General features: G+C 69.1%; 26 protein-coding genes. 11 read left to right on the forward strand and 15 right to left on the reverse strand.

The window, feature by feature from the left end:
• Nucleotides 1–14 precede the first annotated feature (14 nt).
• The 6 genes from efeB to ACLJOO_RS04225 form a co-directional block, all read right to left on the reverse strand.
• Nucleotides 15–1220 carry an iron uptake transporter deferrochelatase/peroxidase subunit gene (gene efeB, locus ACLJOO_RS04200; RefSeq protein WP_410785478.1) on the reverse strand — a complete coding sequence of 402 codons (1206 nt, stop codon included), beginning with the start codon at nt 1218–1220 and terminating at the stop codon, nt 15–17.
• On the reverse strand, nt 1217–2335 hold the full coding sequence (locus tag ACLJOO_RS04205) for an EfeM/EfeO family lipoprotein (RefSeq protein WP_410785479.1): 1119 nt from the start codon (nt 2333–2335) through the stop codon (nt 1217–1219). Before ACLJOO_RS04205 ends, efeB begins: the two co-directional genes overlap by 4 nt.
• 135 nt (nt 2336–2470) lie before the next feature.
• Nucleotides 2471–3379 carry a ribonuclease Z gene (locus ACLJOO_RS04210; RefSeq protein ID WP_410785480.1) on the reverse strand — a complete coding sequence of 303 codons (909 nt, stop codon included), beginning with the start codon at nt 3377–3379 and terminating at the stop codon, nt 2471–2473.
• On the reverse strand, nt 3372–4340 hold the full coding sequence (locus ACLJOO_RS04215; protein WP_410785481.1) for a pyridoxal-phosphate dependent enzyme: 969 nt from the start codon (nt 4338–4340) through the stop codon (nt 3372–3374). The genes ACLJOO_RS04210 and ACLJOO_RS04215 overlap by 8 nt, the downstream gene beginning before the upstream one ends.
• Nucleotides 4340–7327: a glycine--tRNA ligase gene (locus ACLJOO_RS04220; protein ID WP_410787117.1), complete on the reverse strand. Its 2988-nt coding sequence runs from the start codon at nt 7325–7327 to the stop codon at nt 4340–4342. The genes ACLJOO_RS04215 and ACLJOO_RS04220 overlap by 1 nt, the downstream gene beginning before the upstream one ends.
• Before the next feature lie 55 nt (nt 7328–7382).
• Nucleotides 7383–7916 (reverse strand): TetR/AcrR family transcriptional regulator, encoded by a 534-nt coding sequence (locus tag ACLJOO_RS04225; RefSeq protein WP_410785482.1) that lies wholly within the window; start codon nt 7914–7916, stop codon nt 7383–7385.
• Nucleotides 7917–8005: 89 nt separating this feature from the next.
• On the opposite strand from ACLJOO_RS04225, the gene ACLJOO_RS04230 reads away from it, so the two are divergent.
• The 5 genes from ACLJOO_RS04230 (at nt 8006) to ACLJOO_RS04250 (ending at nt 12828) form a co-directional block, all read left to right on the forward strand.
• Nucleotides 8006–8920 (forward strand): TIGR03564 family F420-dependent LLM class oxidoreductase, encoded by a 915-nt coding sequence (locus ACLJOO_RS04230; RefSeq protein ID WP_410785483.1) that lies wholly within the window; start codon nt 8006–8008, stop codon nt 8918–8920.
• Between the two features lie 447 nt (nt 8921–9367).
• Nucleotides 9368–9895, forward strand: coding sequence for a methyltransferase (locus tag ACLJOO_RS04235; protein ID WP_410787118.1), 528 nt, complete (start codon nt 9368–9370; stop codon nt 9893–9895).
• A complete protein-coding gene (locus ACLJOO_RS04240; RefSeq protein ID WP_410785484.1) occupies nt 9859–11148 on the forward strand; it encodes an RNA polymerase sigma factor in 1290 nt (429 codons plus the stop codon). Before ACLJOO_RS04235 ends, ACLJOO_RS04240 begins: the two co-directional genes overlap by 37 nt.
• 121 nt (nt 11149–11269) lie before the next feature.
• Complete coding sequence (locus tag ACLJOO_RS04245) at nt 11270–12046, forward strand: alpha/beta fold hydrolase (RefSeq protein ID WP_410785485.1); 777 nt, start codon at nt 11270–11272, stop codon at nt 12044–12046.
• Nucleotides 12043–12828 carry an alpha/beta fold hydrolase gene (locus ACLJOO_RS04250; protein WP_410785486.1) on the forward strand — a complete coding sequence of 262 codons (786 nt, stop codon included), beginning with the start codon at nt 12043–12045 and terminating at the stop codon, nt 12826–12828. Before ACLJOO_RS04245 ends, ACLJOO_RS04250 begins: the two co-directional genes overlap by 4 nt.
• A gap of 87 nt (nt 12829–12915) precedes the next feature.
• Here the strand turns inward: ACLJOO_RS04250 and ACLJOO_RS04255 are convergent, their stop codons facing one another.
• Together ACLJOO_RS04255 and ACLJOO_RS04260 are read right to left on the reverse strand one after the other, a co-directional pair.
• Entirely contained in the window at nt 12916–13542 is a 627-nt protein-coding gene (locus ACLJOO_RS04255; protein ID WP_410785487.1) for a superoxide dismutase, read from the reverse strand.
• 183 nt (nt 13543–13725) lie between these two features.
• The gene (locus ACLJOO_RS04260; RefSeq protein WP_410785488.1) at nt 13726–14175 is read right to left on the reverse strand and encodes a zinc-binding dehydrogenase; all 450 of its coding nucleotides are present in this window, start codon (nt 14173–14175) and stop codon (nt 13726–13728) included.
• 3 nt (nt 14176–14178) lie between these two features.
• Between ACLJOO_RS04260 and ACLJOO_RS04265 the strand changes: the two genes are divergently transcribed.
• Complete coding sequence (locus ACLJOO_RS04265; protein WP_410785489.1) at nt 14179–14337, forward strand: winged helix-turn-helix transcriptional regulator; 159 nt, start codon at nt 14179–14181, stop codon at nt 14335–14337.
• Here ACLJOO_RS04265 and ACLJOO_RS04270 read toward each other — a convergent pair.
• The 3 genes from ACLJOO_RS04270 to ACLJOO_RS04280 all read right to left on the reverse strand — a co-directional run bounded on the left by ACLJOO_RS04270 (nt 14327) and on the right by ACLJOO_RS04280 (nt 16438).
• Nucleotides 14327–15121 carry an alpha/beta fold hydrolase gene (locus ACLJOO_RS04270; protein ID WP_410785490.1) on the reverse strand — a complete coding sequence of 265 codons (795 nt, stop codon included), beginning with the start codon at nt 15119–15121 and terminating at the stop codon, nt 14327–14329. The two genes, ACLJOO_RS04265 and ACLJOO_RS04270, sit on opposite strands and share 11 nt — an antisense overlap.
• A 48-nt stretch (nt 15122–15169) precedes the next feature.
• Nucleotides 15170–15547, reverse strand: coding sequence for a YciI family protein (locus ACLJOO_RS04275; protein ID WP_410785491.1), 378 nt, complete (start codon nt 15545–15547; stop codon nt 15170–15172).
• Between the two features lie 78 nt (nt 15548–15625).
• On the reverse strand, nt 15626–16438 hold the full coding sequence (locus tag ACLJOO_RS04280) for an SDR family NAD(P)-dependent oxidoreductase (protein WP_410785492.1): 813 nt from the start codon (nt 16436–16438) through the stop codon (nt 15626–15628).
• A gap of 88 nt (nt 16439–16526) precedes the next feature.
• On the opposite strand from ACLJOO_RS04280, the gene ACLJOO_RS04285 reads away from it, so the two are divergent.
• The gene (locus tag ACLJOO_RS04285; RefSeq protein WP_410785493.1) at nt 16527–17123 is read left to right on the forward strand and encodes a TetR/AcrR family transcriptional regulator; all 597 of its coding nucleotides are present in this window, start codon (nt 16527–16529) and stop codon (nt 17121–17123) included.
• A gap of 54 nt (nt 17124–17177) precedes the next feature.
• Here ACLJOO_RS04285 and ACLJOO_RS04290 read toward each other — a convergent pair whose 3' ends face one another.
• Nucleotides 17178–18644, reverse strand: a complete 1467-nt coding sequence (locus ACLJOO_RS04290; protein ID WP_410785494.1) for an LCP family protein — start codon at nt 18642–18644, stop codon at nt 17178–17180.
• 133 nt (nt 18645–18777) lie between these two features.
• Complete coding sequence (locus ACLJOO_RS04295; protein ID WP_410785495.1) at nt 18778–19452, reverse strand: SDR family NAD(P)-dependent oxidoreductase; 675 nt, start codon at nt 19450–19452, stop codon at nt 18778–18780.
• A 43-nt stretch (nt 19453–19495) separates the two neighbouring features.
• On the opposite strand from ACLJOO_RS04295, the gene ACLJOO_RS04300 reads away from it, so the two are divergent.
• The gene (locus tag ACLJOO_RS04300; protein ID WP_410785496.1) at nt 19496–20437 is read left to right on the forward strand and encodes an NAD-dependent epimerase/dehydratase family protein; all 942 of its coding nucleotides are present in this window, start codon (nt 19496–19498) and stop codon (nt 20435–20437) included.
• On the opposite strand, the gene ACLJOO_RS04305 is transcribed toward ACLJOO_RS04300, so the two are convergent.
• Nucleotides 20426–21301, reverse strand: coding sequence for a hypothetical protein (locus ACLJOO_RS04305; RefSeq protein ID WP_410785497.1), 876 nt, complete (start codon nt 21299–21301; stop codon nt 20426–20428). The two genes, ACLJOO_RS04300 and ACLJOO_RS04305, sit on opposite strands and share 12 nt — an antisense overlap.
• A gap of 27 nt (nt 21302–21328) precedes the next feature.
• Complete coding sequence (locus ACLJOO_RS04310) at nt 21329–22228, reverse strand: GntR family transcriptional regulator (protein WP_410785498.1); 900 nt, start codon at nt 22226–22228, stop codon at nt 21329–21331.
• A gap of 94 nt (nt 22229–22322) precedes the next feature.
• Here ACLJOO_RS04310 and ACLJOO_RS04315 point away from each other — a divergent pair, with 94 nt between their 5' ends.
• From ACLJOO_RS04315 to ACLJOO_RS04325, 3 genes are read left to right on the forward strand one after another with little or no spacing between them, the layout of a single operon-like run.
• Nucleotides 22323–23138 (forward strand): ABC transporter ATP-binding protein, encoded by an 816-nt coding sequence (locus tag ACLJOO_RS04315; RefSeq protein ID WP_410785499.1) that lies wholly within the window; start codon nt 22323–22325, stop codon nt 23136–23138.
• A 10-nt stretch (nt 23139–23148) separates the two neighbouring features.
• A complete protein-coding gene (locus ACLJOO_RS04320; protein ID WP_410785500.1) occupies nt 23149–24123 on the forward strand; it encodes an ABC transporter substrate-binding protein in 975 nt (324 codons plus the stop codon).
• Entirely contained in the window at nt 24120–26210 is a 2091-nt protein-coding gene (locus ACLJOO_RS04325; protein WP_410785501.1) for an iron ABC transporter permease, read from the forward strand. Before ACLJOO_RS04320 ends, ACLJOO_RS04325 begins: the two co-directional genes overlap by 4 nt.
• Nucleotides 26211–26219: the final 9 nt, after the last annotated feature.

Raw genomic sequence — 26219 nt, forward strand, 5'->3', positions numbered from 1 at the left:
TCCTCCTGAATAACTCATCCGAGCAACGACCGCGCGAAGTGGTCGTTGCCGTCCCGAACACCGGGAAGCACGAAGAAATAGCCGCCGCCGACCGGCCGGATGTAGTCGACGAGAGGCTCGTCGGCCAGCCTGGTCTGCACGGCCTCGAACTGCCGGGCGATGTCCTGCTGGTAGGCGCAGAACAACAGCCCCATGTCCAGGTCACCGACCGCGTCGGTGCCCTTGTCGTAGTTGTAGCCGCGGCGCAGGAACTGGCTGGCCGCGGTGTCCGCGGTCCGCGGGTTCGCCTTGCGGATATGGCTGGTCAGCGGAATCGCCCCACCGGTCGGATCGGCCGGATAGTTCGGGAGGTCGGTCTCGCTGCTGCCGTCCAGCGGCGCACCGGAGTCCCGGCGCCGGCCGAACATGTTCTCCTGCTCGCCGACCGACACCCGGTCCCAGAACTCGACCAGCATCCGGATCTGCCGCAGCACCTGGTAGCTGCCGCCTTCGGTCCAGGCCGGCTCGCCGTTCCCCTTGCCGACCCACACGAGCTTGTCGTGGTCGGCCGACGCGGGCTTGACGATGCCGTCCTTGAAGCCCATCAGGTTGCGCGGCGTACCGGCTGGACGCGGCGGGCTCTGGAAGCCATCGACCCGCCAGCGCAGCTGCATCGCGCCGCGAGTGTGCCGAGCGAGGTCCCGCAGGGCGTGCAGCACGGTGTCGGTCTCCGACGCGCACAACTGCAGACTCAGATCCCCGTGACACAGGCTGTCGTCCAGACTGTCGTTCGGGAACTCCTTCATCGGTGTCAGCTTCGCGGGCTTGCGATCCTTCAGGCCGTACCGGTCGTCGAACAGGGACGCCCCGACGCCGACGGTGACTGTCAGGTCGTCACCGGGCATGTCTGGTCCGAGTACGCCGGAATCGGCCGGCGGGGCCGTGATACCCAACGGCGGCAGCGCACCGCCCGCGGTGAGAAGCCGCGCTCGGTCGGTCAGCGTCCTGAACAGGTCGGCGAGCTCGTCCTTGCCCTCGGCAATCACATCGAACGACGCGAAGATCGCCTGCTTCTGCTGATCGGTGGTGATCCCGGCCTGATGTACGCCGTGAAAGGGAACAGACGTTGGCGTCGCTGCGTCGGCAGACATCCCGCTCGCTGCCACGGCCCCGGTGACTGCGGCCGCGCCTGCACCGGCGAGGGCCCCGCGTAGGAAGGATCGGCGACCGACGTCGCTCATGAGCCCCTCCGGACTTCGCAGATCGCGGCGACCGGAGCGAGCTTCTCCAGCAGCTCCCCCACCGCGCCGTTCAACTGTTCGCGGGCACCGAGGTCCAATCGATCGACCGGCGTGCCTTGGTGCGCGGTGAGCAGCGTGCGCACCCGGCTCTCCCACTTCTGTACCTCGGGCAGTTCGGGGTAGCGCGGCTTGAGGACCGGGTCCAGGATGGCCAGCACGTTCGCCGTACCGTTCAAGTTCGCCAGCGCGGTGTTCAGCGACGTACCACTGCCCTGGTCGTTCTCGCCGGTCAGCTCGAACTGGAGGGCGTTCTCCATGATCTCGTGGGCGCGGAGCCCGAGATCGTTCGGATCCACCTGCTCGTTGGGCAGATCCTTCTGCAGGCCGTGGACGTCGGCGGCCAACTGGTCGGCGACCGGCTTCAGGTCAGAGCCCTTGTGCCACAGGCCTTTCTCCAGCGCATGGAAACCGTTGGAGGGTCCATCGATCTTGTCGGCAAAGTCCCCGAACGCGTCGTAGGCCGCGCCGAGCGAGTTGTACGCCAGGTGTGCGGGCAGCCAGTCGGCGCGCGCGGCATCGAGGTTGCCGGCATCCACGTCGGCGCGCAGCTTGTCCGTCTTGACTGCCAGGTCCGCGACGCCGTGGGCGACACCGGTCTGGTACTTCTTCACCAGCGGCAGCATGGCGTTCTTGGTGACAGGGACCACGGCAGGACCCCCCGGCGCGTCACCCGTCAGCGTGACCGTCGGACCCGTGATCGCATCGGTGTCCTCGATCAGGCAGCGGATCGCGTACTGCCCGGCGCCGAGTTGCACGTCCATCGACGCGCTCGTGTTCGGGCCCAGGCCCTCAACCTCGCCGTACACCTTGTTGCTGCCGACCTCGACCAGGTCGACCTCGGCGGCCGCGTCGCCGGTGTTGTGGACGACGAGTGTCTGCCGGCCGGTCTTCGCGTCGGCCCAGCCCTGTCCGCATTGGCTGCGGGACACGGTGATCCCGGACGGGCGTCCGGTCGCGTCGGCGGAATCCGCCCAGGGCCGCCAGACCGTGACCCCGACCGCCGCGCTCAGTACGACCAATGCGACAGCGGCCGGCACCGGACGAGGGGTGGGCACGACAGGTCGCTCCTGAAATCGGCGGATTTACATTCGCCGGTAATGCTAATCCTGGGAAACCCTGGACCTGCACGGGTTCGGCCTGGTTTGCCGGTCCGTTAACGCACTGTTCGTCCGCTACGCCTAGGGGTTCGGCTACCGGCGAGCCGGAACTGAGAGCCGGCTGAGATCGGAGGCGACGACGATCTCGCCGGAGAACTCCGCCGCGGCCTCCTCGTGGAAGCGTTCTGGCTCCAGGTAGCGCTGCGAGAAGTGCGTGAGCACGAGCTTGCGGACGCCGCATTCGGCCGCGACCCGTGCGGCCTGGCGGGCAGTCAGGTGACCGAAGCGGCGGGCCAGCTCGGATTCGGACGACAGGTACGTCGATTCGATGACGAGCAGGTCGGCGCCGTCCGCAAGACGCAAGACGTTCTCGCACAGGCGGGTGTCCATGATGAACGCGAACCGCTGTCCCGGACGCAGCTCGCTGACGTCCTCCACGCGCACAGTGTGATCGCCGAGATCGAGCGATCCGGCGCGTTGCAGCCGGCCGACGTCAGGCCCGGTCACGCCGTACACCGCGAGTTTGTCCGGAATCATCCGGCGTCCGTCGGGCTCGATCAACTGGTACCCGAAGGACTCGATCGGGTGCTCCAGGCGTCGCGCCCACAACTGGCCGAACGATCCGACCGACAGCAGCCCGTCCTCCTCGATCGGCTCCTCGAGCAGTTCGGCCCGCTCGAAGAAGGAAGCGGCGTACCGCAACCGGGTGAAGTACGTCTGCCCCGACGCGGGATAGTGCGCCCGCACCGGATGCGGTACGTCGTCCAGCGACAACCGCTGCACCACGCCCGGCACCCCGAGACAGTGATCGCCGTGGAAGTGCGTCACGCACAACCGCGTGATCGCCCGGGCCGCGAGCCCGGCGTAGATCATCTGCCGCTGCGTGCCCTCGCCGGGATCGAACAGGAAACCCTCGTCGTCCCAGCGCAGGAAGTACCCGTTCTGCGTACGTTCCCGGGACGGCACCTGACTGCCGGTCCCGAGTACGACGAGCTCACGCAAGCGCGGCCACCAACGTCGTCGACGACATGTTGCCGCCGCAGGAGATCACCGCAACGCGCTTCCCGGACAGTTCGGTACGGCGTGCGCTCGCGGCCGCGAATGCCAGCGCGGCCGAGCCTTCGATCAACTGGTGCTCGGTGTCTATCACCGTTCGGAGCGCGTCCCGGATCGCGTCCTCCTCGACGAGCACCCAGTCGTCGACCAGGTCCCGGCACAGGTCGAACGTGATGCTCCCCGGCTCGACGCTGCCCGCCGTACCATCCGACAAGGTCTGCCCGGCGTCGACCTGCACGATCTCGCCGGCCCGAACCGAGGCCGCCATCGCGTCGTCCACAGCCGGTTGCGCGCCGTACACGCGAATCCCGGGCAGGTGCTTCTTGAGCACCGCGGCGACCCCGCTGATCAGCCCGCCGCCACCGACCGCCACCACGACCGCATCGAGCGGCGCGCCGGCCAACTGCTCGACGATCTCCACACCGACCGTCCCCTGCCCGGCGATGATGTCGGGGTCGTTGTACGGCGGGACGTACGCCAGCCCGTGCTCCGCGGCGTACGCCCGGGCCTTGATCTCGAGGATGCCGGTGTCGTTGCCTTCAGCCCGTAGTTCGAGACCGAGCCGGCGGAGCGCCGCGACCTTGCCCGGCGCGGCGTTCTCGGGCAGGTAGACGATGCCATGACCGCCGAGCATCGCGAGGGCGTTGCCGACGCCGAGCCCATGATTCCCGGTGGACGCCGTGATCACGCCGGCCGCCCGCTCCGCCTCGGTCAGCGTGAGGATCTTCGCCAGTGCGCCGCGGGCCTTGAACGATCCCGTCCGTTGCTGGTGCTCGCACTTCACGAGCACCTCGGCGCCGAGTTCCTCACTGAACGCGCCGTACCGGACGAACGGGGTCAACGGCAGGTGCTCGCGCAGGCGAGGCGCAACACGCTCCGCCTGCACGGCAGCTTCCGCGGGGGTCATCACTCTGCAGCGTTGAGGCTCGTGCCGAGGGCCTGCCAGTCGAGGACCGGTGCGGCGAGCTTGCTGATCGTTGCCAGCAGCCCCAATCGCGCGGCGCGGATTTCCGGCTCCTTCGCCATCACGAGGATCTCGTCGAAGAACGCGTTCACCGGCTCGACCAGGACCGACGCGGTGGACACGAAGTCACCGAGCCCGGTCGGCGCCTGCCCGATCTTCTGGACCGCCTCGTGCAGCACGACCTCGGCGGGCTCGGTGAGCTTGCCGGCGTCGTACTCCGCCTCGGTGCCTTCCGGAACGATCCGGCGGACCCGCTGCAGTACGGCGACCAGGTCGGCGAAGTCACTGTTGCCGACCAAGCCCTGCAGGGTCTTCAGCGTCTCGTCCGCAACCACCGGAGCAGATGCCAATGGCAACACCGCGGCGACCTGCAGGTGGTCGTCACCGCGATCGAGCAGCTGCTGCTCGTACCGCCGTACGGTGAACTCGGCTACCTCACCCAAAGACTCGGCAGGTACGTCGATGCCCTGGGCACCGATCTCCGCAGCGGCCGTCTGCAGACCTGTTTCGAGGGTGATCGCCCGCAGCTCCGGGTGCTCGCGGAGGATGGCGACGACACCGGCCGCGGCGCGGCGCAACGCGAACGGGTCGGAGCTTCCGGTCGGCTTCGCGCCGATCCCGAACAGCCCGGCCAGCAGGTCGAACCGGTCGGCGAGCGCGAGCAGCGCGCCCGGAGTCGTCGACGGGACCGGGTCACCGGCCGACCGCGGCAGCTCCATGTCGTACAGGGCCTGGGCGACGGCCTCGGTCTCACCGGCGCGCTTGGCGTACTCGCGAGCCATCGTGCCGGCCAGGCTGGTCAGCTCGACCACCATCTGCGAACCGAGGTCGAACTTGGCCAGCTCGGCGGCCCGCTTCAGCGTGGTCAGATCGTCGCCGTCCAGGTCGACGACGTCCGCCAGCTTTGTAGCGATCCGCCCGATCCGGCCCGCGCGATCGGCCATCGAACCGAGCCGCTCCTCGAAGGCCAGCTTCTCCAGCTCGCTCTTCATCGACTCCAGCGGCGTCTCCAGGTCGGCCCGCCAGAAGAACGCGGCGTCCTCGTAGCGCGCCCGCAGTACGCCCTCGTTGCCGGCCCGGACCAGGTCCTCGTCGACCGAACCGTTGGCCACGGCAACGAAATGCGGCAGCAGCTTGCCATCCGCGTCCCGCACCGGGAGGTACCGCTGATGCTTGCGCATCACGGTGGTGAGGATCTCGCTCGGCAGCTCGAGGTAGTCGGCCGAGAACCCGCCCAGGATCGGCGTCGGCTCCTCGATCAGGTTGACGATCTGGTCGACCAGCGCGGCCTCACCGTCCACGTCGACTGATCCCTGGACCTTGGCAGACAGCTCGGCGGCTGCGTCGACGATCGTGCTACGCCGACGCGCCGGATCGGCCTCGATGCCGTGGATCCGGAGCAGGTCCAGGTAGCCCTCAGCCGACGCGATCTCGACCTTCGGCTGCGCTGCGGTCCGGTGCACCCGCGTCGTCCGGCCGGCGGCGAGGCTGGAGACGGAGACCGGGACGATCTCGTCGCCGAGCAGCGCGACCAGCCAGCGGATCGGACGGGTGAACGACAGCTTGGCGTCGTTCCACCGCATGTTCTTGTCCGAACGCAGGCCGGCGACGATCTCGCTCAGGACGCCGCTCAGCACCTCGGCCGCACCGCGACCCGGGTCCGGCTTGGTCACCGCGACGTACTCGACGCCGTCGACATCCAGATCGTGCAGCTCGGTCGGCTCCACCTTCTGACCGCGGGCGAACCCGGCGGCGGCCTTGGTCAGGTTGCCGTCGGCGTCGTACGCGGCCGCCCTCTTCGGACCGCGGACCACCCGCTCGGCGTCCGGCTCACCGGCCTGGACGGAGGCGACGAAGGCGACCACGCGGCGCGGGGTCGCGTACGTCGTGATCGCGCCGTGCTCGAGCCGCGTCGCGGCCAGCTTCTCCTCCAGCGCGGCCTGCACCGCGGCAGCGGTCTTCGTGACCTCGGACGGCGGCATCTCCTCGGTGCCGATCTCGAAGGTCAGCTGTCGCGTCCCGGTGATCTTGGGGAACTCGGTCGGCTCCGGCGCGGCCGGCGGCAGCTCCGCGAGACCCAGCGGGTGCTCGAGCTCGGTACGCCGCTCCGCCCACAGCTTGGACACCTCGCGGGCCAGCGTCCGCATCCGGCCGAACGCCTTCGCGCGTTCCGTCGTACTGACAGCGCCGCGGGCGTCGAGGACGTTGAACGTGTGCGAGCACCGCAGCACCTGGATGTGCGCCGGCACCGGGAGGCGGTCGTCGATCATCCGGCGGGCCTCGTTCGCGTACTCCTCGAACAGCCGCTTCTGCGACTCCACGTCCGCGTCGTCGAGGTAGTACCGGCTCATCTCGTACTCCGCCTGGCCGAACGCCTCGCCGTACGAGATGCCCGGCGCGTAGGCGATGTCCTTGAAGTGCGAGACGCCCTGCAGCGCCATCATGATTCGCTCGATGCCGTAGGTGATCTCCACCGACACCGGATCGAGCGTCATCCCGCCGGCCTGCTGGAAGTACGTGAACTGGGTGATCTCCAGACCGTCCAGCCAGACCTCCCAGCCCAGACCCCAGGACCCGGTCGCCGGGTTCGCCCAGTTGTCCTCGACGAACCGCACGTCGTGCGCGTCGATGTCGATCCCGAGCGCGGACAGGCTGTCCAGGAACAGCTCCTGCGGGTTGCCCGGGTCCGGCTTGAGCACCACCTGGAACTGGGTGTGGGTCTGCAGCCGGTTCGGGTTCTCGCCGTAGCGGCTGTCGTCCGGCCGCACGCTCGGCTCGACGTACGCCACCCGCCACGGCTCCGGACCGAGCACCCGCAGGATGGTCGCGGGGTTCAGCGTTCCGGCACCGACCTCGGTGTTGAACGGCTGCACGACCATGCAGCCTCGGTCGGTCCAGTACTTCGTGAGCGCGAGCAGCGCGTCCTGCATGGTGAGCACAACAAACCTCAAGCCATCTTTCGGGGGAGTTCCGCAGCGAAGTCTATTAGTTCGATGCGGGTGCTATCCCCCGGATTGCCAGGGTGAGCAAACGGTCGGCCTGAGCGGTGTCCTCGGCACTGGCCAGTGAGATGCCGTTGACCAGCTTCAGGAGGTCCTCGATCCGGACTTCTCCTGGTACGACGCGACTGTTCTGAGCGCGCTCCAGCAGTTGCCTGCCGGCCGTCAGCAGGCGCTCATGGGCGTCCGAACCGCAGTCTCCACTCATCACCAGCGCCGTCGCCAGACCGCGGCTGCTGGTCGCGTGCCGGACCATGGCGCGCAGCCAGTTCGTCAACGCCTGCAGGGGATCCGGCTCGTCGAGCAGTTCGGTCGCCTGCGCACAGACCTCGTCGACGCTGCTCCGGAACACCTCCTCCAGCAACCTGATCCGACCGCCGAAATGCCGGTGCAGCGTCGCCGACCCGACACCGGCCCGACGCGCGATCTCCTCCAGCGACGCATCCGCGCCTTGCTCGGAAACCACCTCGGCCGCGACCGCGACCAGCCGGTCCCGGTTCCGCTGGGCATCGGCTCGCATCGGGTTCCCTTGACGTAAGTGGGGTGGTCCCCCATATCGTAGCCGAAGATAAACGGGGCCCCACCCCGCTTAGAACGAGGAGACTTGTGATGCGCATCGGCATGGCCTTCGGCGACGTCCGCGGACGGACCCCACTACCCGAGATCACCCGCCAGATCCAGGAGGCAGCCGCAGCCGGCGTCGGGGCCGCCTGGGTGTCTCACGGGGTGGGGTGGGATGCGCTCACCGCGCTGGCGGTCGCTGGGCCGGCGGCGCCCGGTATCGAGCTTGGTACCGCGGTGGTGCCGTTTCCGCAGCGGCATCCGATGGTGCTTGCCGCGCAGGCGCTGACGGTGCAGGCGGCGGTCGGCAACCGGCTCACTCTCGGCATCGGCGCTGGGATCGCGCAGATGGTCAGCACGATGTACGGCCTGCCCACCGACCGCCCAGCCCGCCGCCTCCGCGAGTACCTGGAGGTACTGCGCCCGCTCCTGCGGGGCGAGCCGGTCGACCACCACGGCGAGTACTACACGGCAGCCGGAGCGATCGACCTCCCGGCCGGCGACCTGTCCAAGGTCGAGGCTCCTCCGGTACTGATCGCAGCGCTCGGTCCCGCGATGTTGAAGGTCGCAGGCGAGCTCGCCGACGGCACGATCACCTGGATGACCGGACCCCGGACACTCACCAACCACGTCGTACCGACCATCACCCGAGCGTCCGGCAGCCGCACTCCGCGGATCGTGGCAGGGCTTGCTGTGTGTCTCACGTCCGCCGAAGCTGCCGTACGGGCGCGATTCGCCAAGGAGTTCGCACTGGCCGGGCAGGTCCCGGAGTACCGCGCGATGTTCGACCGCGAAGGTGTCGACGGGCCGGCCGACGTACTGATCGTCGGCGACGAGGGCTCGATCGCGAAGCAGCTCGCCCGGATCGGCGACACCGGGGCGACCGATCTGATGCTGGCCCCGATCGGCACAGCGGCCGAGCAGGAAAGGACGACCGACTTCTTGTCTACAGTGGGGCGGTGACCTCGCCCAGACATGCGGCGGTAGTTCGCTAGTTCCGTCGTCCGCTCCCCGGCGCCGATCAGGCGTTCGGGTGAGCCGTGCTGCCCATCTTCACTTCGCACCGGCAGGGACGACTCTTGCACCAGGTCACCACGATCGACGACTCAATCTCCGCGGATCGGGCGCTGCGCCTGATCCGACGCGGCTCGACCCTTCACTGGGAAGGTGATTTCCAGAACGCCAAACAACTCCTCGCCGCCCTCGGCCGCCGCCTTCCGGCGCCGAGCGGCGACACTTTCCACGACCAACGCCGGCACCAGGCGGAACGAGTCCGCGTCCTGAACTCGCTACGTGTCCCGATGATCAACCACGAGATCCGCCTACGCCCTCGGCGACCGGATCCACCCGCACTACAGCGTCTTCGCCCCCACCAGATCGGAGTACGCCGACCTCGTTGCCGCCTGCCCGCTGCCGACCGGAAACACGGCGTTCGACGTCGGCACCGGGACCGGACTGCTCGCCGCGATCCTGTCCAGACGAGGAATGCACCATGTAGTTGCCACAGACAACAACCCGCGAGCGATCGCCTGCGCCCGCGAGAACCTCCAACGACTCAAGGTGAACGCGACGATCGTCGAGACCGACCTGTTCCCACCGGGGCGGGCAGATCTGATCGTCTGCAACCCGCCCTGGATCCCCGCGGCGCCGGCGACCCTCCTCGACCAGGCCGTGTACGACGAGGACGGACGAATGCTCCGCGCGTTTCTCGGGACTGTCCGCGATCACCTCGAACCAGGTGGGGAGGTGTGGTTGATCCTGTCCGATCTCGCCGAGCGGCTCGGGCTGCGGGAGGACGGTGAGCTGTTGGGCATGTTCCGCTCCGGTGGACTGCAGGTCGCCGGTCGCGCCGACGCCGTACCTCGGCACCGTCGGGCACGGGACGGCGAGACGACCTCCTTATGGCGGCTCCGGTTCGTGTCTACTATCGGCGGGTGACGGTTACGGATGCGCACGGGGCGGTCGACGCGGTCTGGAGGATCGAGTCGGCGCGGATCATCGCGGGCGTCGCACGGATCGTGCGGGACGTCGGACTCGCGGAGGAGCTGGCGCAGGACGCGCTGGTGGCCGCGTTGGAGCAGTGGCCGGAGTCCGGCGTACCGAACAATCCGGGCGCCTGGCTGATGGCGATCGCCAAACGGCGGGCGATCGACCTGATCCGGCGCAAGGACACGTACCAGCGCAAGCTCGCCGAGATGGGCCACGAGCTCGAGATCGACGGCGACAGCGTCGAGGACGACGTCGAGTCGATCCTCGAGGACCACATCGAGGACGACCTGCTCCGGCTGGTGTTCACCGCCTGTCACCCGGTGCTCACCATGGACGCGCGGGTGACGCTGACGCTCAAGCTGCTCGGCGGCCTGAAGACCGACGAGATCGCCCGCGCGTTCCTCGCCCCGGAGGCGACGATCGCGCAGCGCATCGTGCGCGCCAAGCGCAACCTGGCCAAGGCCGGCGTCGAGTTCGAGGTGCCGTCCGGGCCGGAGCTCCTGGAGCGGACGTCGTCGGTGCTCGAGGTCGTCTACCTGATCTACAACGAGGGGTACTCCGCGACGGCCGGCGACGACTGGATGCGGCCGGCCCTGTGCAACGAGGCGATGCGCCTTGGCCGGCTGATCGTCGAACTGATGCCGACGGAGCCCGAAGTACTCGGCCTGCTGGCGTTGATGGAGCTGCAGTCGTCCCGCGCGAACGCACGCGTTGGGAGCGACGGCGAGCCGGTCCTGCTCCTCGACCAGGACCGCCGCCGCTGGGACCGCCTACTGATCCGCCGCGGCCTCGAAGGCATCGAGCGCGCCTGGGCACTGGAGAAACCACCCGGCCCGTACCTGCTGCAGGCCGCGATCGCCGCCTGCCACGCCCGCGCGACCGACCCTGAGGACACCGACTGGGCCCGGATCGCCGGCCTGTACGCCGTACTCGCGCAAGTTACCCCGTCGCCGGTCATCGAGCTGAACCAGGCCGTCGCGATCTCGATGGCATTCGGCCCGGAACAGGGACTGGCAGCGGTCGACCTCCTCGCGGACGACCCGTCGCTCAAGGACTACCACCTGCTGCCGAGCGTGCGCGGCGACCTGCTCTTCAAGCTCGGCCGCCTGGACGAGGCCCGCGCCGAGTTCGAGAAGGCCGCCGCCCTAACCCGCAACGAACGCGAACGCAAACTCCTCCTGGAACGCGCCGCGGCCTGCTGACGCGCTGCCTGTGCGACGCTACGCGTCGATCTGTGATCTAGATCACACATGGTCGATGTGCTGCGACAGGGATCGACGCAGGGGTGAGGCCAACGAAGGGCCTCCTGATGCAGGAGGAAACATGATGGAAAAGGTCACCTCGGCGGACGGGACCGCCATTGCGTACGACCGGCTGGGCGAGGGACCCGCGGTGGTTCTCGTCTGTGGCGGCTCGGTCGACCGTACGTCGAACGCCCCGCTGGCAGCGCTGCTGGCGCAGGACTACACCGTCTACAACTACGACCGCCGTGGTCGCGGCGACTCCGGCGACGGCACCGAGTACGCGATCGACCGCGAGTTCGAGGACCTGGATGCGATCTTCGCGGCGACCGGCGGCCCTGCCCACCTGTACGGGACCTCGTCCGGTGCCGCGCTGGCGCTGCTCGCGACCGCGGCCGGTCGCCCGGTGACCAGGCTCGCGCTCTGGGAACCGCCGTACATCCTCGACGGCACCCGGACGCGGCCGCCGGCCGACACCGCGTCGATCTACCGCGCGTTCGTCGCGGAAGGGCGCCGGGACAAGGCGGCCGAGTACTTCATGGCCGACGTGGTCGGCCTCCCGGCCGAGTTCGTCGCGATGGCGAAGGAGTCGCCGTGGTGGCCGGCACAGGAGGCAATCGCGCACACCCTCGCGTACGACGCGACTGTGATGGGCGACTACTCGATCCCGGCCGCGGCCGCGTCGCTGACTGTCCCGACTCGGGTGTTCACCGGAGGCGCCTCGGAAGAATGGATGAAGCTGTCCAACCAGGCAGTCACCGGCGAGATCCCCGGTGCGACCGCGCGCGTCGTCCCCGACCAGCAGCACAACGTGGATCCGGCCGCGCTGGCTCCCTTCCTGAAGGAGTTCTTCGCATGAGCACCGTGGTTTCCAAGGACGGTACGACGATCACCTACGACAAACGTGGCCACGGGCCGGCGCTCGTTCTCGTCGACGGGGCGCTCTGCTCCCGGGCGCAGGGTCCGATGCCCGACGTCGCCGAGGCGCTCGCGGACCGCTTCACCGTCTACAACTACGACCGGCGCGGGCGCGGCGACTCCGGCGATGCGGGCGACTACGCGGTCGAGCGGGAGATCGAGGACCTGGCCGCGGTGATCGAGGCGGCCGGCGGATCGGCGTACGTCTACGGCTCGTCGTCCGGCGCGGCCTTGTCGCTACGGGCGGCGGCGGCCGGGGTGCCGATCGAGAAGCTGGTCGCGTTCGAGCCGCCGTACGTCGTCGACGACAGCCGCAAGCAGATCCCGCGGAACTGGGTCGCCGACCTGCAGGCGCTCGAGGCGGGCGACGCGATCAAGTACTTCTTCACGAAGGGGATCGGGCTGCCCGGAATCTTCGTCACGATGATGAAGCTGATGCCGGCCTGGAAACCGATGAAGGCGATCGCGCACACCCTGCCGTACGACGCGCAGGTGCTCGGGCAGAACTGCTTCGGCGACCCGATGGACACCGAGCAGTGGGCGCCGATCGAGCAGCCGGTGCTGGTGGTGAACGGCGGGAAGAGCCCCGGGTGGATGAAGACCTCGACACGGGCGCTCGCGGCGGCGGTACCGGGCGCCGGGCACACCGAAGTGCCGGGTCAGAACCACGTGATCAAGGCCGCGGCGATTGCCCCGGTGATCGCGGAGTTCTGCGCGAAGTGATCTCCAGGCCATCACAATCGCGCCCGCCGGCCACCGCGTGAGCGGGAAGCCGGCGGGCGCGATCGATTGTGATGGCCTGGGCGTTGGTCAGGCGCCGGTGATCAGGGCGCCGGCGCCGGAGCGGGCGGCGTCGAAGCGCGCCTGGGCGTCGGCCCAGTTCACGACGTTCCACCACGCCTTGACGTAGTCGGGCTTCACGTTCTTGTACTGCAGGTAGAACGCGTGCTCCCACATGTCCAGCATCGCGATCGGGATCTGGCCGGCCGGCAGGTTGCCCTGCTGGTCGTAGAGCTGGTGGATCAGCAGCTGGCCGCCGAGCGCGTCCCAGCCGAGAATCGCCCAGCCGGAGCCCTGGATCGTGGTCGCGCTCGCGGTGAAGTTGGCCTGGAACGCGTCGAACGAGCCGAAGAACTCGTCGATCGCCGCACCCAGCTCGCCGTCCGGCTTGTCGCCGCCGTCCGGCGACAGGTTCTTCCAGAAGATCGAGTGGTTGACGTGCCCACCGAGGTTGAAGGCGAGCGTCTTCTCCAGTCCGACGATCGACCCGAAGTCACCCTTGTCGCGGGCCTCGGCCAGCTTGTCCAGGGTGTCGTTCAGACCCTTCACGTAGGTCGCGTGGTGCTTGTCGTGGTGCAGCTCCATGATCTCGCCGGCGATACTCGGCGCGAGCGCGCTGTAGTCGTAGGGAAGATCGGGAAGCGTGTACGTGGTCAACTCTGCTCCTTCGTCAGGGCCCCGCGAGGGCCGATATCTGCGATGTCCTGTGTCAGCGGCACCAGCTTGAAACTTCAACCACGGTTGAGGTCAAGACGCCACGCTGGCGAACGGCGACATCTCCGACCGGTGCCCGGTGCGACCGCGTTGAACCCCTGCGCACCCACCGAACACCTCCCAGCTTCACATACTCCACCCGACGATCAACGGCGGCGTCTCACCTGACCTCGAGGACCAGCTTCCCGCGGGTCCGGCCGGGGCGCGGACACCGGCCTTCGCGGCCAGCTCGAGCAGCTCCGGCGACGTCCCCGACGGTACGGCGACCACGAGTCCGCCCGGCCGGGTCACGGCGACCGACTGCCGTTCTGTGGTCTGACTACCGATCAGGTCGACGACGACGTCGATGTCCCCGGTCGCCTCGGCGACATCCGTACGGTGATAGTCGATCACCTCGTCCGCGCCGAGTCCGCGCAACCACTCGTACTTGCCGACGCTCGCCGTACCGACGACGTACGCACCGAGGTGCTTGGCGAAGTGGCGCGAGGGCGCCGTCACGTACTCGGCGTACGCCGACGCCGCGCGCGGGAACCACGGCATGCCGTAGACCTCGTCGCCGACCGCGAGCGTGTGCACGCCGTGACCGACCTCCTCGACGACTTCCTGCACCGCGAGGTCTTCCCCGCGGTCCCGCTCCACGTCGAGTACTCGCTGACCGACCTCGGCCGGAGCGTCTCCGGACCGATCGCCGCGCTCCGCACCTGGGTCGAGACCCACTTGGACGACGTCAGCGCCTGAGCTCAGCGGTCAGCGCCTCGGCGAAGGGCTTGGGGTGGTCGACGAAGCCGGTGTGGTCGCCGGGGAAGCGGGTCGGCTTGATGCCCAGGAGGTCGGCGAGGGCGGTGGAAGTGCGGTCGCAGAGTTGACCGGTGGATTCCTCGCCGATTCCGACCACGATGTCGACGGCGCGCAGCTTGTCGACGTCCGGGACCCAGGTGATGGACTCGCGCATCTCGTGGCCGAACCAGAACCGCTCCGTCGCCTCCTGCTCGGGGTCGCGCTCGCCGCCGAACATCATCTCCACGACCTCGTCGGGCAGGTGGATGTTCGCGAGCGCGAAGAACTGCTTCCAGGCGCCGGTCACGTCACCGGCGAGATAGTCGGCCATCAGCTTCTCCGACTTCGCGAGCAGCTCGTCCGCGTCCGGCACCAGCTTGTCGAGCGGCGGCTCGTGCGCGATCACGGTCCGGACGACGTCCGGGTGGTACTGCGCCAGCGCGAGCGCGCTCACCGCTCCCCCGCTGGAGCCGAGTACGACGGCCGGCCCGGCGTCGACGTGCCGGATCAGCGCGGCCAGGTCGTCGGCTCGCTGCTCGGGTCGCGACGTACCGCCCGGGTCGAGTTTGCTCCGCTTCACGCCGCGCGGGTCCAGGGTCAGGACGGTGTAGTCGGGCGCCAGCAGGTCGGCAAGGGGCGCGAACGCGTCCGCGTCCATCGGGGCGCCGACCAGGACCAACAGCGGTCCTGATCCGCGCACCTCGTAGTACAGCTCCGCGTCGGAAACCTTCAGTGTGTTGTTCATGGGGGTACCACGAACGGGACTGCCAGGAATGGACAGAGCTATGGACAGTCAGTTGGCGAAGACGTCGGAATCCGGTCCGAAGTCGGCTTCCTCGACCACCCGGCGTACCTCGACCTCGGAGCCGAGGGCCTCGGCCAGCCGCGAGGCCCACTCGATCGCCTCGTCGCGGTTGCGGACCTCGACGACGATCACGCCGCCGATCAGCTCCTTGGTCTCGGCGAACGGCCCGTCGGTGACGGTGCGCTTGCCCGCGTCGACCTTCACCCGCGCACCGAGCGAACTGCGGTGCACGCCCTCCGCGAACAGCAGCACGCCGGCCTTCGACAGGTCCTCGACGACCCGGCCGACACCTTCGGCCACCTCCTGCGGCGGCAAGTTCCCGGCCTCACTGTCGGCGTCGGCCTTGTTGATGATCATGTAGCGCATCGCTGATGCTCCCTCGTCATATCGGTCGAGCTCTTACTCTCACGTCGAGCGGGTCAGCACCAGATCGACACCCTGACTTCAGATCATTTCCCTGGTCAGCTCGTACAGCCTGCGCGCGTTCTGCGGGTCGAACGTCGCGAGCCCCGGGTCGACCGACTTGCCCACCGCCCGCAGGATCAGCCGCTCGTCCGGCTGCGCGTCCATCACCGCGAGAGTGTCGCGGACACTTTCCGACGCGGGCTTGGCAAAGAGGGCGGCGCTGAGTTTGGCGACTGTGCGTAGAGGTTGGGGGAGGTGGTTGGTGCCGCTCTTCGTGTACGGCGGTTGCACCCCGAAGTACTTGGTGCGTCCATCGGGGTGGTTCTGGAGGTAGTGCACCGCGAGCAGGTCGTTCGCGCGGCCGCCGCTGACGATCGCCTGCACGACGCTGTACTTCTTGGTGAACTGCAGGTCGTCCCAGTTGACCGCGCCCTTGGTGATGCCGGTCGCGCCGAGGTTCGTGATGATCGGCGTCTCGCCGCGCTCCAGCAGGTCGGTCAGGCCGTAGCTGAGGATGAAACGGCTCAGGTAGTAGAGCATGAACGTGCCCTCGAGACCGTCGGGCGTCTCGCGGCGCTTCACGAACGGGAGCATCGCGGCGAGCACCAGCGCGTCGAGCGCCTCGTGCCGCGTGGCGACCTCCTTGAGCACCCGCTGGTTCTCCGCGATCGACAGCAGGTCCGCGTGCACGAACGCCGCCTCCCCATCGAGCGGTTCCGCTGCTCGCAGGAACTCCTCCCCGCGCGCCGGCGTACTGCCGACCACCGTCACGCGGGCCCCGCGCCGCAGGTAGTGCAGCGCGATCTCCCGTCCCATTCCCGTCGTACCGCCGGCCACCACGACGTTCTTCATTTGCGTCATCCCCTAAGTCATCGATCGGTGACTTAGACCGTAGAGGGCATCCGGATACCATGTCAACGATCGATGACTTGGAGGGCGGATGGCGCACAAGCGGGATCGGGAGGCGACCCGGGCCCGGCTGCTGGAGTGTTCGCGGCTCCGGTTCGCGCGGGACGGGTACGACGGGACGAGCGTCCGGGACGTGGCCGGCGACGTGGGTGTCGACCCGGCGCTGGTGTTCCGGTACTTCGGGTCCAAGTCCGGGCTGTTCACCGAAGCGATGGCGGGATCGTCCGCTCCCGTCGTCCTGCCGGACGGGCCGGTCGAGGAGCTGCCCGCGAAGCTGTTGCGGCAGTTGGTGTTCGAGGACTGGACGGAGTACGCCGGTGAGCATCCGCTGATCGCGATGCTCCGGTCGTCAGGTCACGAGGACACCAAGGACCGCCTCCGGCAGCAGGTGTGCGAGGGCTACCTCGACGTACTGTCCCAGCTCGCCGACGGCAACGAGGACAAGAACCTCCGCACCGAACTCTTCGCCGCGTGGCTCCTCGGCATCGGCATCCTCCGCACCGCCGTCGGCACCCCCACCCTCACCAAGGCCACCGAGGAGGAGATCCTCCCCCACCTCGAAGCGGTCGCCGAGGCGCTGTTCGGCCGGCCCATCAGCCGGACCGCCACGCAGGCAGAACCCCAGTAATCAGGGCTGAAACACCACAGAAGCAGGGTTCTGCCTGCTTGCAGGTCCGCCCAGCTAGCTCGGCTGGTCTCCCGCTGGGTTGTAGGCGCAGGCGTCGGCGAGGTTCTGGGTCGGGCCGGGCGGTGCGGTTGTTGTGGTGGTGGGCTTGCGGGTGGTGCCGGGGGTGGTCGGCGTGGTGGGAGTGGTCGGCGTCGGGGCGGGCGCTGACTCGAGGGCGTTCTCGACCGTGTCGCGGAGGGCCTGGTAGTCGGGGTGCAGGTACTTCAGGCGCAGCTTGTCGGAGTCGAGCGTGACGTTCGAGACCGTCCCCGACTTCACCTTCAGCGCCAGCTGCACCATCGCGGGCAGCAGCTCCTGCGGGATGTCGGTCCGCAGCAGGTGCTGGCCGGCGCGGGCGATCGCCTTGTACTTCGTGACCAGCGTCTGCGGATCCGCCGCGTCGACGATGCTCTTGATCACGCACCGCTGCCGGACCTGCCGCTGGTCGTCGTCGGCGCCGTACCGCCCGCGGGCGAACCACAGTGCGTGCCGCCCGTCGAGGTGCTGGTTGGGACCCGGCTCGATCCATTCCTTCGGCGGGATGTGCGAGCTGCTGACGCCGCCCATCGCGACCCGCTCATTCACGTTCACCCGGATCCCGCCGAGCGCGTCGACGATCTCCGGGAAGCTCTGCAGGTTGACCTGCAGGTAGTAGTCCAGCTTCAGCCCGATCGCCTCGCCGACGGACTGTTTCACCACGTCCGCGCCCTCGTTGTCGGACGGTCCGAGGATGCCGGGATGCGCGTCCGGGACGTTCTGGTACATCGCGGTCAGCATCCACTCCAGCCGCCCGTCGAGGCTGAGCCCTTCCTTGCCGAAGCCGTTCGGGTAGTACTTGCGCAGCGGCGAGTCCGCGGGGAACGGCATGAACGTCAGGTTCCGCGGCAGTGAGACCAGCGCCGTGTTCCCGGTCTTGGTGTCGATGCTCGCGACGATCACCGTGTCGGTCCGCACGCCCTCGCGGCTCGGCGCGTCGTCCCCGCCGAGCAGCAGCAGGTTCAGCCGCGGCTTGTCCTCCCACGGGTCCTTGACGTTGACCGTCGACGGCCGGGTCGCGCTCTTGCTCTCACCCTGGGCCTGGAACACGTCCTGCACCAGCGACCGCTGCGCCAGGACGCTCTGTACGCCGATCGCCGCCGGTGCCGCGATCGCGAAGCACAGCAGCCCGACGAAGGTGGCGCCGAAGGCCCGTCCGCCGGCCCCACCCGTTGCCGGGCGCAACGACCGGTGCGAGGCCACGATCACCACGATCCAGCAGAACCCGACCGCGCCGATCACCACCGACGTCATCAAGAGCCGGCTCGGTACGACGGCGGCCGCGAGCACCTCGTCCCGCCGGGCGAGCCCGACGTACACCCCGAGCCCGACCAGGCCGAGGAAGAGCGTGAGCACGAACGCACCGATCCGCCGGCGCCCGCCGACGATCAGCCCGAGTCCTGGAATCAGTGCGCCCAACAGGGTGAACCCCAGCAACTTCGGCATCGACCGCGGCCGCCTCGCCGTCGCGCGTGCACTCCCCATCGGCACCCCTGTCGCCCCGTCGTTCCCCACGTCCAGTGTGCGTCAAGTACCCGCGCCCTTACCTCTTCAGACGTGTTACAGGGTCAATCGGTTGTCAAACGGTCAGATGAGCGCCGTTGAAACCTTCGAGCTCGACGAGCGTGCGGACCACGGCGGCGATCCGGTCCGGCGGGGTCCACTTGCTGGTGTCGGCGTTCGGCATCGCGGCGCGGTTCGCCGGGGTGTCGATGGTGCCGGGCAGGATCGTGTTCACCCGGATGCCGTCCCGCGTGTACTCCGCGTGCAGCGCGTCGGCGAACGCGATCACGCCGGCCTTCCCAGTGATGTATCCGGCCGCCCCGGAGAACGGTCGCAGCGCGGCGCCGCTCGACGTACAAACGATCGCTCCACCACCGCCCGCGATCAGATGCGGCAGGACCCCCTGGGTGATCAGGTACGTCGGACGCAGGTTGAGCCGGAGCTGCTTCTCGAAGTCCTCGATCGGCGTCTCGTGCACCCGGGCCCCGGACGCGAAACCGCCGATGAGGTTGACCAGGGCGGTCAGCGGCGCGTTCTCGTCCGAGGTGGCGAGCGCGACGACGTCCGCCGTACCGGCCGGGTCGAAGGGGTCGGCGACCACCGGATTGAGCGCCGGATCGGTACCGAGGCGCGCGAGGGACTCCTCAGTCCGACCGGGTACGACGACCCGCCAGCCGGCCCTCAGGAACTCGCCGGTCACCGCGACCCCGAGCGCGCCGGTGCCACCGGCAACCACCACCGTGTTCGTCATATCCGCGAGCCTAATCGGACTGCGGGGACTAAGTTCATCGGTTGTGCGGATTCTGATGCTGGGTGGGAACGGGTTTGTCGGGCGCGCGATCGTGGACGACGCGTTGGCGCAGGGCTACGAGGTCACGTCGTTCAGTCGCGGGAAGAGTGGTACGCCGCTCCCCGCGGGCGTGACGCAGCTGATCGGGGATCGGGAGACGGGCGACTACTCGGCGCTGCGGACCGGCGAATGGGACGCGGTCGTCGACACGAGCGGCTTCCGGACGCGGGACGTCGATCAGGCGATGGACGTGCTCGGGGACCGCGTCGGGCGGTACGTGTTCATCTCGAGCCACGCGGTCTACGTACGGGACCTGCCGGCCGGGACCGACGAGACTGCACCACGCCGCGAGCCGCTGCGCGATGCCGACGTACTCACGAACGACACGTACGGACCCTGCAAGGTCGCGTGCGAGGACGACGTCGTCGAGCGGTACGGCGATCGCGCGACGCTCGTCCGCCCGGGTCGAGTGACAGGTCCCGGCGACTCGTCCGGTACGGCGCTCTACTGGATCCGGCGAGGCGCCCGCGGTGGCCGCGTCGCGCTCCCGACCAAGCCCGAGGCACCGCTCCAACTGGTGGACAGCCGCGACGTCGCCGGCCTGATCACGCGACTCGTCACGGACAACCGCGCCGGCGCCTACAACGCGATCGGCCCCGACTCCACCATCGCCGAACTGATCCGGACCGCGGCCGAGCTGTCCGGCAGCACCGTCGACATCGTCCCTGTCCCGTTCGACGCCGTACCGCGCCGCTTCCCCCTCATGGACCCCGAGTCCGAATGGGGCGAACGCCGCCGCAACCCGGCCAAGGCCCGCGCGGCCGGCATGCCCGTCACTCCCCTCCGCAAGACCGTCGAAGACGTCCTCCACTGGGACAAGGACCGCGGCGAGCCGGAGCTGAACATCGGACTCACCCCCGAGCAAGAGCAGCAGCTATTCGGGTAGGGCGAGGGTGCGGCCGGCGTCTCGGGCGGCGTTGATGGAGCGGGTGAGGGTGTCTTTCAGGGCACTCGCCTCGTCGGTGAAGCCCTGTACGACGGACGTGTCGCCGACAGGCTCCGTACGAGCGAGGAGCTCGATGTAGCGGTCGCCATCATCCAGCGCCGCCTCGGCGCGCAGTGCGGCATCAGCGGAGCGGACCCGGTCGGCGTACCGGTCCAGCAGATCCACCTTGCGCTTGATCGCGTCCACCGAGAGCGCAAGCGCGCGACGTTGCGGTCCCAGTACGGCGTCGAGCTCGGCGGTCGCCATTCCGCGCGCGACGTCCTGCTGCCTGGCCCGCAGTACTGTCTGCTCACGGAGCACCTGCGCGATGTCCCACAACTGTTCCGGCAGCACGAGCTCGTTCTGTACGTCGTCCAGCAGGCCGCGCCGGGTAACTGTTGCCTCAAGCACCGTTTTCACGGCCCGCTGCGCCCGCGCGAGCAACCGCGCGGCCGGCTCGTCGAAATCCTCCGGCAGCAGGTACTTCCGGTGCTGAATCCGGACCGCCTTGTGCCCGCGGTCCTCGACCGCCGACTTCACCAGGATCCCGCCGGTCGCGAGCGCCGCGACCCCGGCGAGTGCGACCGCACCCCACGCCGCCACCGCGGTCGGCAGCGTCGCCGCCATGATGATCAACGCCAGGATCCACCCGCCGACACACACCGCGATCCACACCAGCAACGTCCCGAACGTGTTGCCCGGCGCCACCGACCACGACGTCTGCCGCTTCGGCCGCGGCGCGTCGGCCGCCACGAACAACTCCGGCCGGTGCTCGTACAACCGCCGCACGCCAACAGGCACACCCGGCGCGAACACAGGCTCCATCGCCACCTCCGGAGAAGTCGTCAGCACTCAGCGTAGCCGTGCAGCGAGGCCGTCGAGGAAGACCCCGAGGCCGAATTCGAACAACTGGTCCAGGTCGTACTCGTAGTCGAAGCCGTCGGCCAGCAGGTCCTGGAACGCGGTCAGGTTTCCGGCCGTGATCATCGCCGCCAACTGCTCGCCCTGCTGGGTGGCCCATTCGTCCGCGGTGATCCCGGTGTCCTGCTCGGCCTGCGCTTCGGACTCCATCACAAGCGCGATCCCGCGCACGTACGCGAACAGGCTGATGACCGTGGACAGCGCGGCGCCCTTCTCGAATCCGCGCAACGCCCGCAGCACCGCGTCCGTGTGCGGCAGCAGCCGCGGCACCAACTGGGGCCGGCTCAGACTGATCGCACTCGCCAACCACAGATGCCGCCGGTACGCCGCCCAATGCACGCGCGCGACCGCCGTCACCGCATCCCGCCAGTACGCCGGAATCTCCCCTAACGGAAACTCGCCGATCGCCGCGTCCACCATCTGCACGACCAGCGCGTCCTTACCGCCGACGTACCGGTAGAGCGCCATCGTCGACACCCCGAGCTCGGCCGCGATCCGCCGCATCGACAACGCCGCCAGCCCTTCGGCGTCCGCGATCGCGATCCCCATCCGCACGACCTCGTCGCGATTGAGGTCCGGCACTCCATCCGGAGCGACCGCCGTACGCCGGGAACGCGGCGGCGGACCCACCACGGTCCCGACCCCCGGCGCGGGATGCACCAGCTGGTCGGCCTGCAGCACCTGCAACGCCTTCGTCGCGGTCGCCATCGCCACCCCGAAGTCGCGGACCAGTGCCCGCGTCGACGGCACCCGGTCCCCCGGCAGCAACTCCCCGGCCTCGATCCGCCGCCGCAACTCCGCGGCGATGACCTGGTACGGCGCCTCAGACATACGCCAACCCTAGTGCACGTACATCGTACGCGCACTATCTCAGATCGAGACCGGCAGCTGACATGTCAGCTAAGGTAAGGCTATCCTCAGCGCCATGCAGGAATCGGTGGGGCTGACAGGCGACGATCTGCGGCTCGGATACCACGGCCGCCCGGTGGTCGACGGCGCCTCGCTGCACATCGAGGCCGCGAGCGTGACCGCGCTCGTCGGACCGAACGGCAGCGGGAAGTCGACGCTGCTGCGCGCCCTGGCCCGCCTGCACCACCCGGACGCCGGGAGCATCACCTTCCCCGGCGGCGGTAACGCGCTCGACCTGTCGGCGAAGGAGTTCGCCCGCAAGGTGACGTTGCTGTCGCAGTCCCGGCCGACGCCGAACGGCGTCAGTGTCCGCGACGTCGTGGGCTACGGGCGGCATCCGTACCGCAGCCGCTGGCGCAACGACGACGCGGACGGTCCGCGGGCGATCGAGCACGCCATGAGTGTCACCGGCGTCACCGCGATGGCCGAGCGCGGCGTCGACGAACTCTCCGGCGGCGAGCTGCAGCGGGTCTGGCTCGCGACGTGTCTCGCGCAGAACACCGGCGTACTCCTGCTCGACGAACCGACCACGTTCCTCGACCTGCGCTACCAGATCGAGATCCTCGACCTGATGCGCGAGCTCGCCGACGAGCACGGGGTCGCGGTCGGCGTCGTACTGCACGACCTGAACCAGGCCGCCGCGGTGGCGGACCGGATCGCGCTACTCGATCAGGGGCGAGTACGCGCGACCGGAACGCCGGACGAGGTACTGCGGGCCGACGCGCTCACCGAGACGTACGGCATCACCATCGAGGTCGGCACCGATCCGGCCACCGGGCTGGTCAGCACCCGCCCCATCGGCAAACACCTGACCCGCATCACAACTATCTGAGGTCATCCTGATGAGACGAACCGCCATCGCCCTGATCGCTGCTGCCCTGTTCGGCCTGACGGCCTGCGGCACGAGTGAACCCGCCGCATCCGACGACGCAAGCCAGGCTGCCGCGCAGCCGGTGTCGCTGACCGACGGCCGGAACAAGAAGCTCGACCTGAAGGCGCCGGCCACCAAGGTGGTCGCGCTGGAATGGGGCGCGGCCGAGAACCTGATCTCGCTCGGCGTGATGCCGGTCGGGGTCGCGGACACCAAGGGCTACACGAACTGGGTCACCGCGGCCAAGCTCGACCCGTCGGTCAAGGACGTCGGCACCCGCGGCGAGGCCAGCGTCGACGCGATCGTCGCACTCAACCCCGATCTGGTGGTCACCACCACCGACGAGGCGGCGAACACGATCGCGCAGATCGAGAAGGCGGCGCCGGTACTGGTGATCCGCGGCGCGGATGCGGCGAACGCGATCCCGCAGATGAAGACCAACCTGGACCTGATCGGGCAGGCGGTCGGGAAGTCGGAGCAGGCCAAGCAGCTGACCGCCGACTTCGACAAGGCGGTTGCCGACGGCAAGCAGAAGATCGCGGACGCCGGCAAGGCGGGCACCGGCTTCACGATGGCGGACGGGTACAAGCAGGGCAGCACGATCTCGATCCGGATGTACACGACCGGCTCGCTGCTCGGCGCGGTCACCACCGAACTGGGCCTGAAGAACGGCTGGACCGGCGCTGGCGACAAGGACTACGGCCTCGCGCAGACCGACCTCGAGGGCCTGACCAAGCTGCCCGACGGCGCCTTCCTCTACATCGCGAACAAGAACGACGGCGGCGACGTGTTCGGCGGCGACCTGGCCGGCAACGCGATCTGGAAGAACCTTCCGTTCGTGAAGTCCGGCCAGGTCCACCGGCTCTCGGACGGCATCTGGATGTTCGGCGGCCCGAAGTCCACCGAGCAGTTCATCGACGCCGCGGTCCAGGCAGTCACCTCTTGACCCAGTTGACGGCGCCTGTGCCGGAGGTCGAAAGCCTCCGGCAGCCGGTACGCAGGATTCGCGTCGCGGGCCTGGTCGTGCTCGCGTGCGTCGCCATCGTTGTCCTTGCCGCTGTGCACCTGACTCAGGGGACCTCATCGGTCGGCGCGACCGACCTGGTGCGGCTGGTGTTCGGGCAGGGGACCGACAACGCGGCGAACGTACTGGTGGCCTCGCGGCTGCCACGGTTGCTGGCCGGGGTGCTCGTCGGTGTGGCGTTGGGCGTGGCGGGAGCCGGGCTGCAGTCGTTGGCACGGAATCCGCTCGCCTCGCCGGACACGTTGGGGGTGAACGCCGGCGCCTACCTGGCAGTCGTTGTGGTCGCGGCGTTCGGGGTGTCGTTGCCGGTCCTGCCCGCCGGCGGAGTCGCGTTCGTCGGCGGGCTCGCGGCCGCAGGCCTGGTACTGGCGTTGTCCGCCGGCGGCTCGACCGGGCCGACGCGGCTGATCCTGGCGGGATCGGCGGTTGCGATGGCGTTGGGCGGAGTGACGACGCTGATGCTGCTGCTGTTCCGCGAGGAGACCGTCGGGACCTTCGCCTGGGGCGCCGGCACCCTCGTCCAGACCGACCTGCACGCGGTCACGCAGATGGCCCCGGTCGTTGCCGTCGGCATCGTCGGCGCCTTCCTCCTGGCCGCGAACCTCGACATCCTCACCCTCGGCGACGACACCGCCTCGGTCCTCGGTGTCAACGTACGCCGGACGCGTGTGCTCACCACCCTCGTCACAGTCCTGCTCTCCGCGGCAGCCGTCACGGTCGCGGGACCGGTCGGTTTCGTCGGCCTGGTCGCCCCGGTCCTGGTCCGGCTCCTCGCCCCGCTCGTCCCCGGTCTGCTCCGGCACCGCGTCCTGCTCCCGCTCTGCGGTCTCGCCGGTGTTCTCGTCGTACTGGCGTCGGACGTCGTACTGCGCGCCGCGTTCGGCGGCCAGGCCGGCGTGGAGATCCCGACCGGCATCATGACGATGGTGGTCGGTGCGGTCGTCCTGATCTGGTTGGCCCGCCGGCACCGCGACTCCGGGCCGAGCCGCTCCCCCGCCGGAACCGGCAGCGGGCTCCGCAGCCGCCGGACCTTCCTGCTCGTGGCCGCAGGACTGGTCGTTCTGCTGATCGCCGCCGTACTCACCGCGATGCTCACCGGCGACGCGTTCCTGCGCACCGGCGACCTGGTGAACTGGATCAACGGCCGCTCCGGACGGGCGATCACCTACGTCCTCGACCAGCGCTTCCCTCGCGTCGTCTCCGCCGTACTGTGCGGTGCCGCGCTCGCGATCGCCGGTACGACGGTGCAGGCCGTGTGCCGCAATCCGCTCGCCGAACCCGGCATCCTCGGGATCACCGGCGGTGCCGGGGTCGGCGCGATCGCCACCCTCATCCTGTTGCCGTCAGCAAGTATCTGGCTGCTGTCCGGGGTGGCCGCGGCGGCTGCGGTGATCACCTTCGGCCTCGTCTACCTGATCTCGTGGCGCGGCGGGCTCAGCTCGGACCGGCTGGTGCTGATCGGCGTCGGCGTCTCGTCGGCCGCGACCGCGATCATCACGCTGCTGATCGTCGCCACCGACCCGTGGAACCTGAGTCTCGCGATGACCTGGCTCTCCGGCAGCACGTACGGCCGGACGCTCCCGCAGGTCGCCCCGGTCGCGCTAGCGCTGCTAGTAATCACGCCGTTCGTCGTGCACGTACGGCGTGAGCTCGATCTGCTCGCGCTGGACGACGACGTACCGCGCATCCTCGGCGTACGACTCGAGCGGACCCGTTTGCTAGCACTGCTAGCATCCGCGCTCCTGACGGCAGCCGCCGTGTCCGCGATCGGCGTCGTCGGCTTCGTCGGCCTGGTCGCCCCGCACGCCGCCCGCGCACTGGTCGGCGGACGCCACGCCCGGGTCCTCCCGGTCGCCGCACTCCTCGGCGCGATCCTGGTCAGCCTCGCGGACAGCCTCGGCCGCACCGTCCTGGCCCCCGCCCAAATCCCAGCCGGCCTCCTGACCGCCCTCATCGGAGCCCCGTACTTCGTCTACTTGCTCTGGCGAACGCGGGTGCCTGTGCGCTGACCTCCGTGT

The sequence above is a fragment of the Kribbella sp. C-35 genome (assembly GCF_046549195.1).
In the GTDB taxonomy this organism is placed as follows: Bacteria; Actinomycetota; Actinomycetes; order Propionibacteriales; family Kribbellaceae; genus Kribbella.

What these genes read in the sequence shown, in the direction of transcription:
- ACLJOO_RS04315 (WP_410785499.1), top strand. Translation starts at nt 22,323, where the DNA reads ATGCAGGAATCGGTGGGGCTGACAGGCGACGATCTGCGGCTCGGATAC.
- ACLJOO_RS04290 (WP_410785494.1), bottom strand. Translation starts at nt 18,644, where the DNA reads ATGCCGAAGTTGCTGGGGTTCACCCTGTTGGGCGCACTGATTCCAGGA.
- ACLJOO_RS04240 (WP_410785484.1), top strand. Translation starts at nt 9,859, where the DNA reads ATGGCGGCTCCGGTTCGTGTCTACTATCGGCGGGTGACGGTTACGGAT.
- ACLJOO_RS04230 (WP_410785483.1), top strand. Translation starts at nt 8,006, where the DNA reads ATGCGCATCGGCATGGCCTTCGGCGACGTCCGCGGACGGACCCCACTA.
- ACLJOO_RS04270 (WP_410785490.1), bottom strand. Translation starts at nt 15,121, where the DNA reads ATGAACAACACACTGAAGGTTTCCGACGCGGAGCTGTACTACGAGGTG.
- ACLJOO_RS04250 (WP_410785486.1), top strand. Translation starts at nt 12,043, where the DNA reads ATGAGCACCGTGGTTTCCAAGGACGGTACGACGATCACCTACGACAAA.
- ACLJOO_RS04225 (WP_410785482.1), bottom strand. Translation starts at nt 7,916, where the DNA reads ATGCGAGCCGATGCCCAGCGGAACCGGGACCGGCTGGTCGCGGTCGCG.
- efeB (WP_410785478.1), bottom strand. Translation starts at nt 1,220, where the DNA reads ATGAGCGACGTCGGTCGCCGATCCTTCCTACGCGGGGCCCTCGCCGGT.
- ACLJOO_RS04320 (WP_410785500.1), top strand. Translation starts at nt 23,149, where the DNA reads ATGAGACGAACCGCCATCGCCCTGATCGCTGCTGCCCTGTTCGGCCTG.
- ACLJOO_RS04215 (WP_410785481.1), bottom strand. Translation starts at nt 4,340, where the DNA reads ATGACCCCCGCGGAAGCTGCCGTGCAGGCGGAGCGTGTTGCGCCTCGC.
- ACLJOO_RS04310 (WP_410785498.1), bottom strand. Translation starts at nt 22,228, where the DNA reads ATGTCTGAGGCGCCGTACCAGGTCATCGCCGCGGAGTTGCGGCGGCGG.
- ACLJOO_RS04220 (WP_410787117.1), bottom strand. Translation starts at nt 7,327, where the DNA reads ATGCAGGACGCGCTGCTCGCGCTCACGAAGTACTGGACCGACCGAGGC.
- ACLJOO_RS04285 (WP_410785493.1), top strand. Translation starts at nt 16,527, where the DNA reads ATGGCGCACAAGCGGGATCGGGAGGCGACCCGGGCCCGGCTGCTGGAG.
- ACLJOO_RS04305 (WP_410785497.1), bottom strand. Translation starts at nt 21,301, where the DNA reads ATGGAGCCTGTGTTCGCGCCGGGTGTGCCTGTTGGCGTGCGGCGGTTG.
- ACLJOO_RS04295 (WP_410785495.1), bottom strand. Translation starts at nt 19,452, where the DNA reads ATGACGAACACGGTGGTGGTTGCCGGTGGCACCGGCGCGCTCGGGGTC.
- ACLJOO_RS04245 (WP_410785485.1), top strand. Translation starts at nt 11,270, where the DNA reads ATGATGGAAAAGGTCACCTCGGCGGACGGGACCGCCATTGCGTACGAC.
- ACLJOO_RS04275 (WP_410785491.1), bottom strand. Translation starts at nt 15,547, where the DNA reads ATGCGCTACATGATCATCAACAAGGCCGACGCCGACAGTGAGGCCGGG.
- ACLJOO_RS04280 (WP_410785492.1), bottom strand. Translation starts at nt 16,438, where the DNA reads ATGAAGAACGTCGTGGTGGCCGGCGGTACGACGGGAATGGGACGGGAG.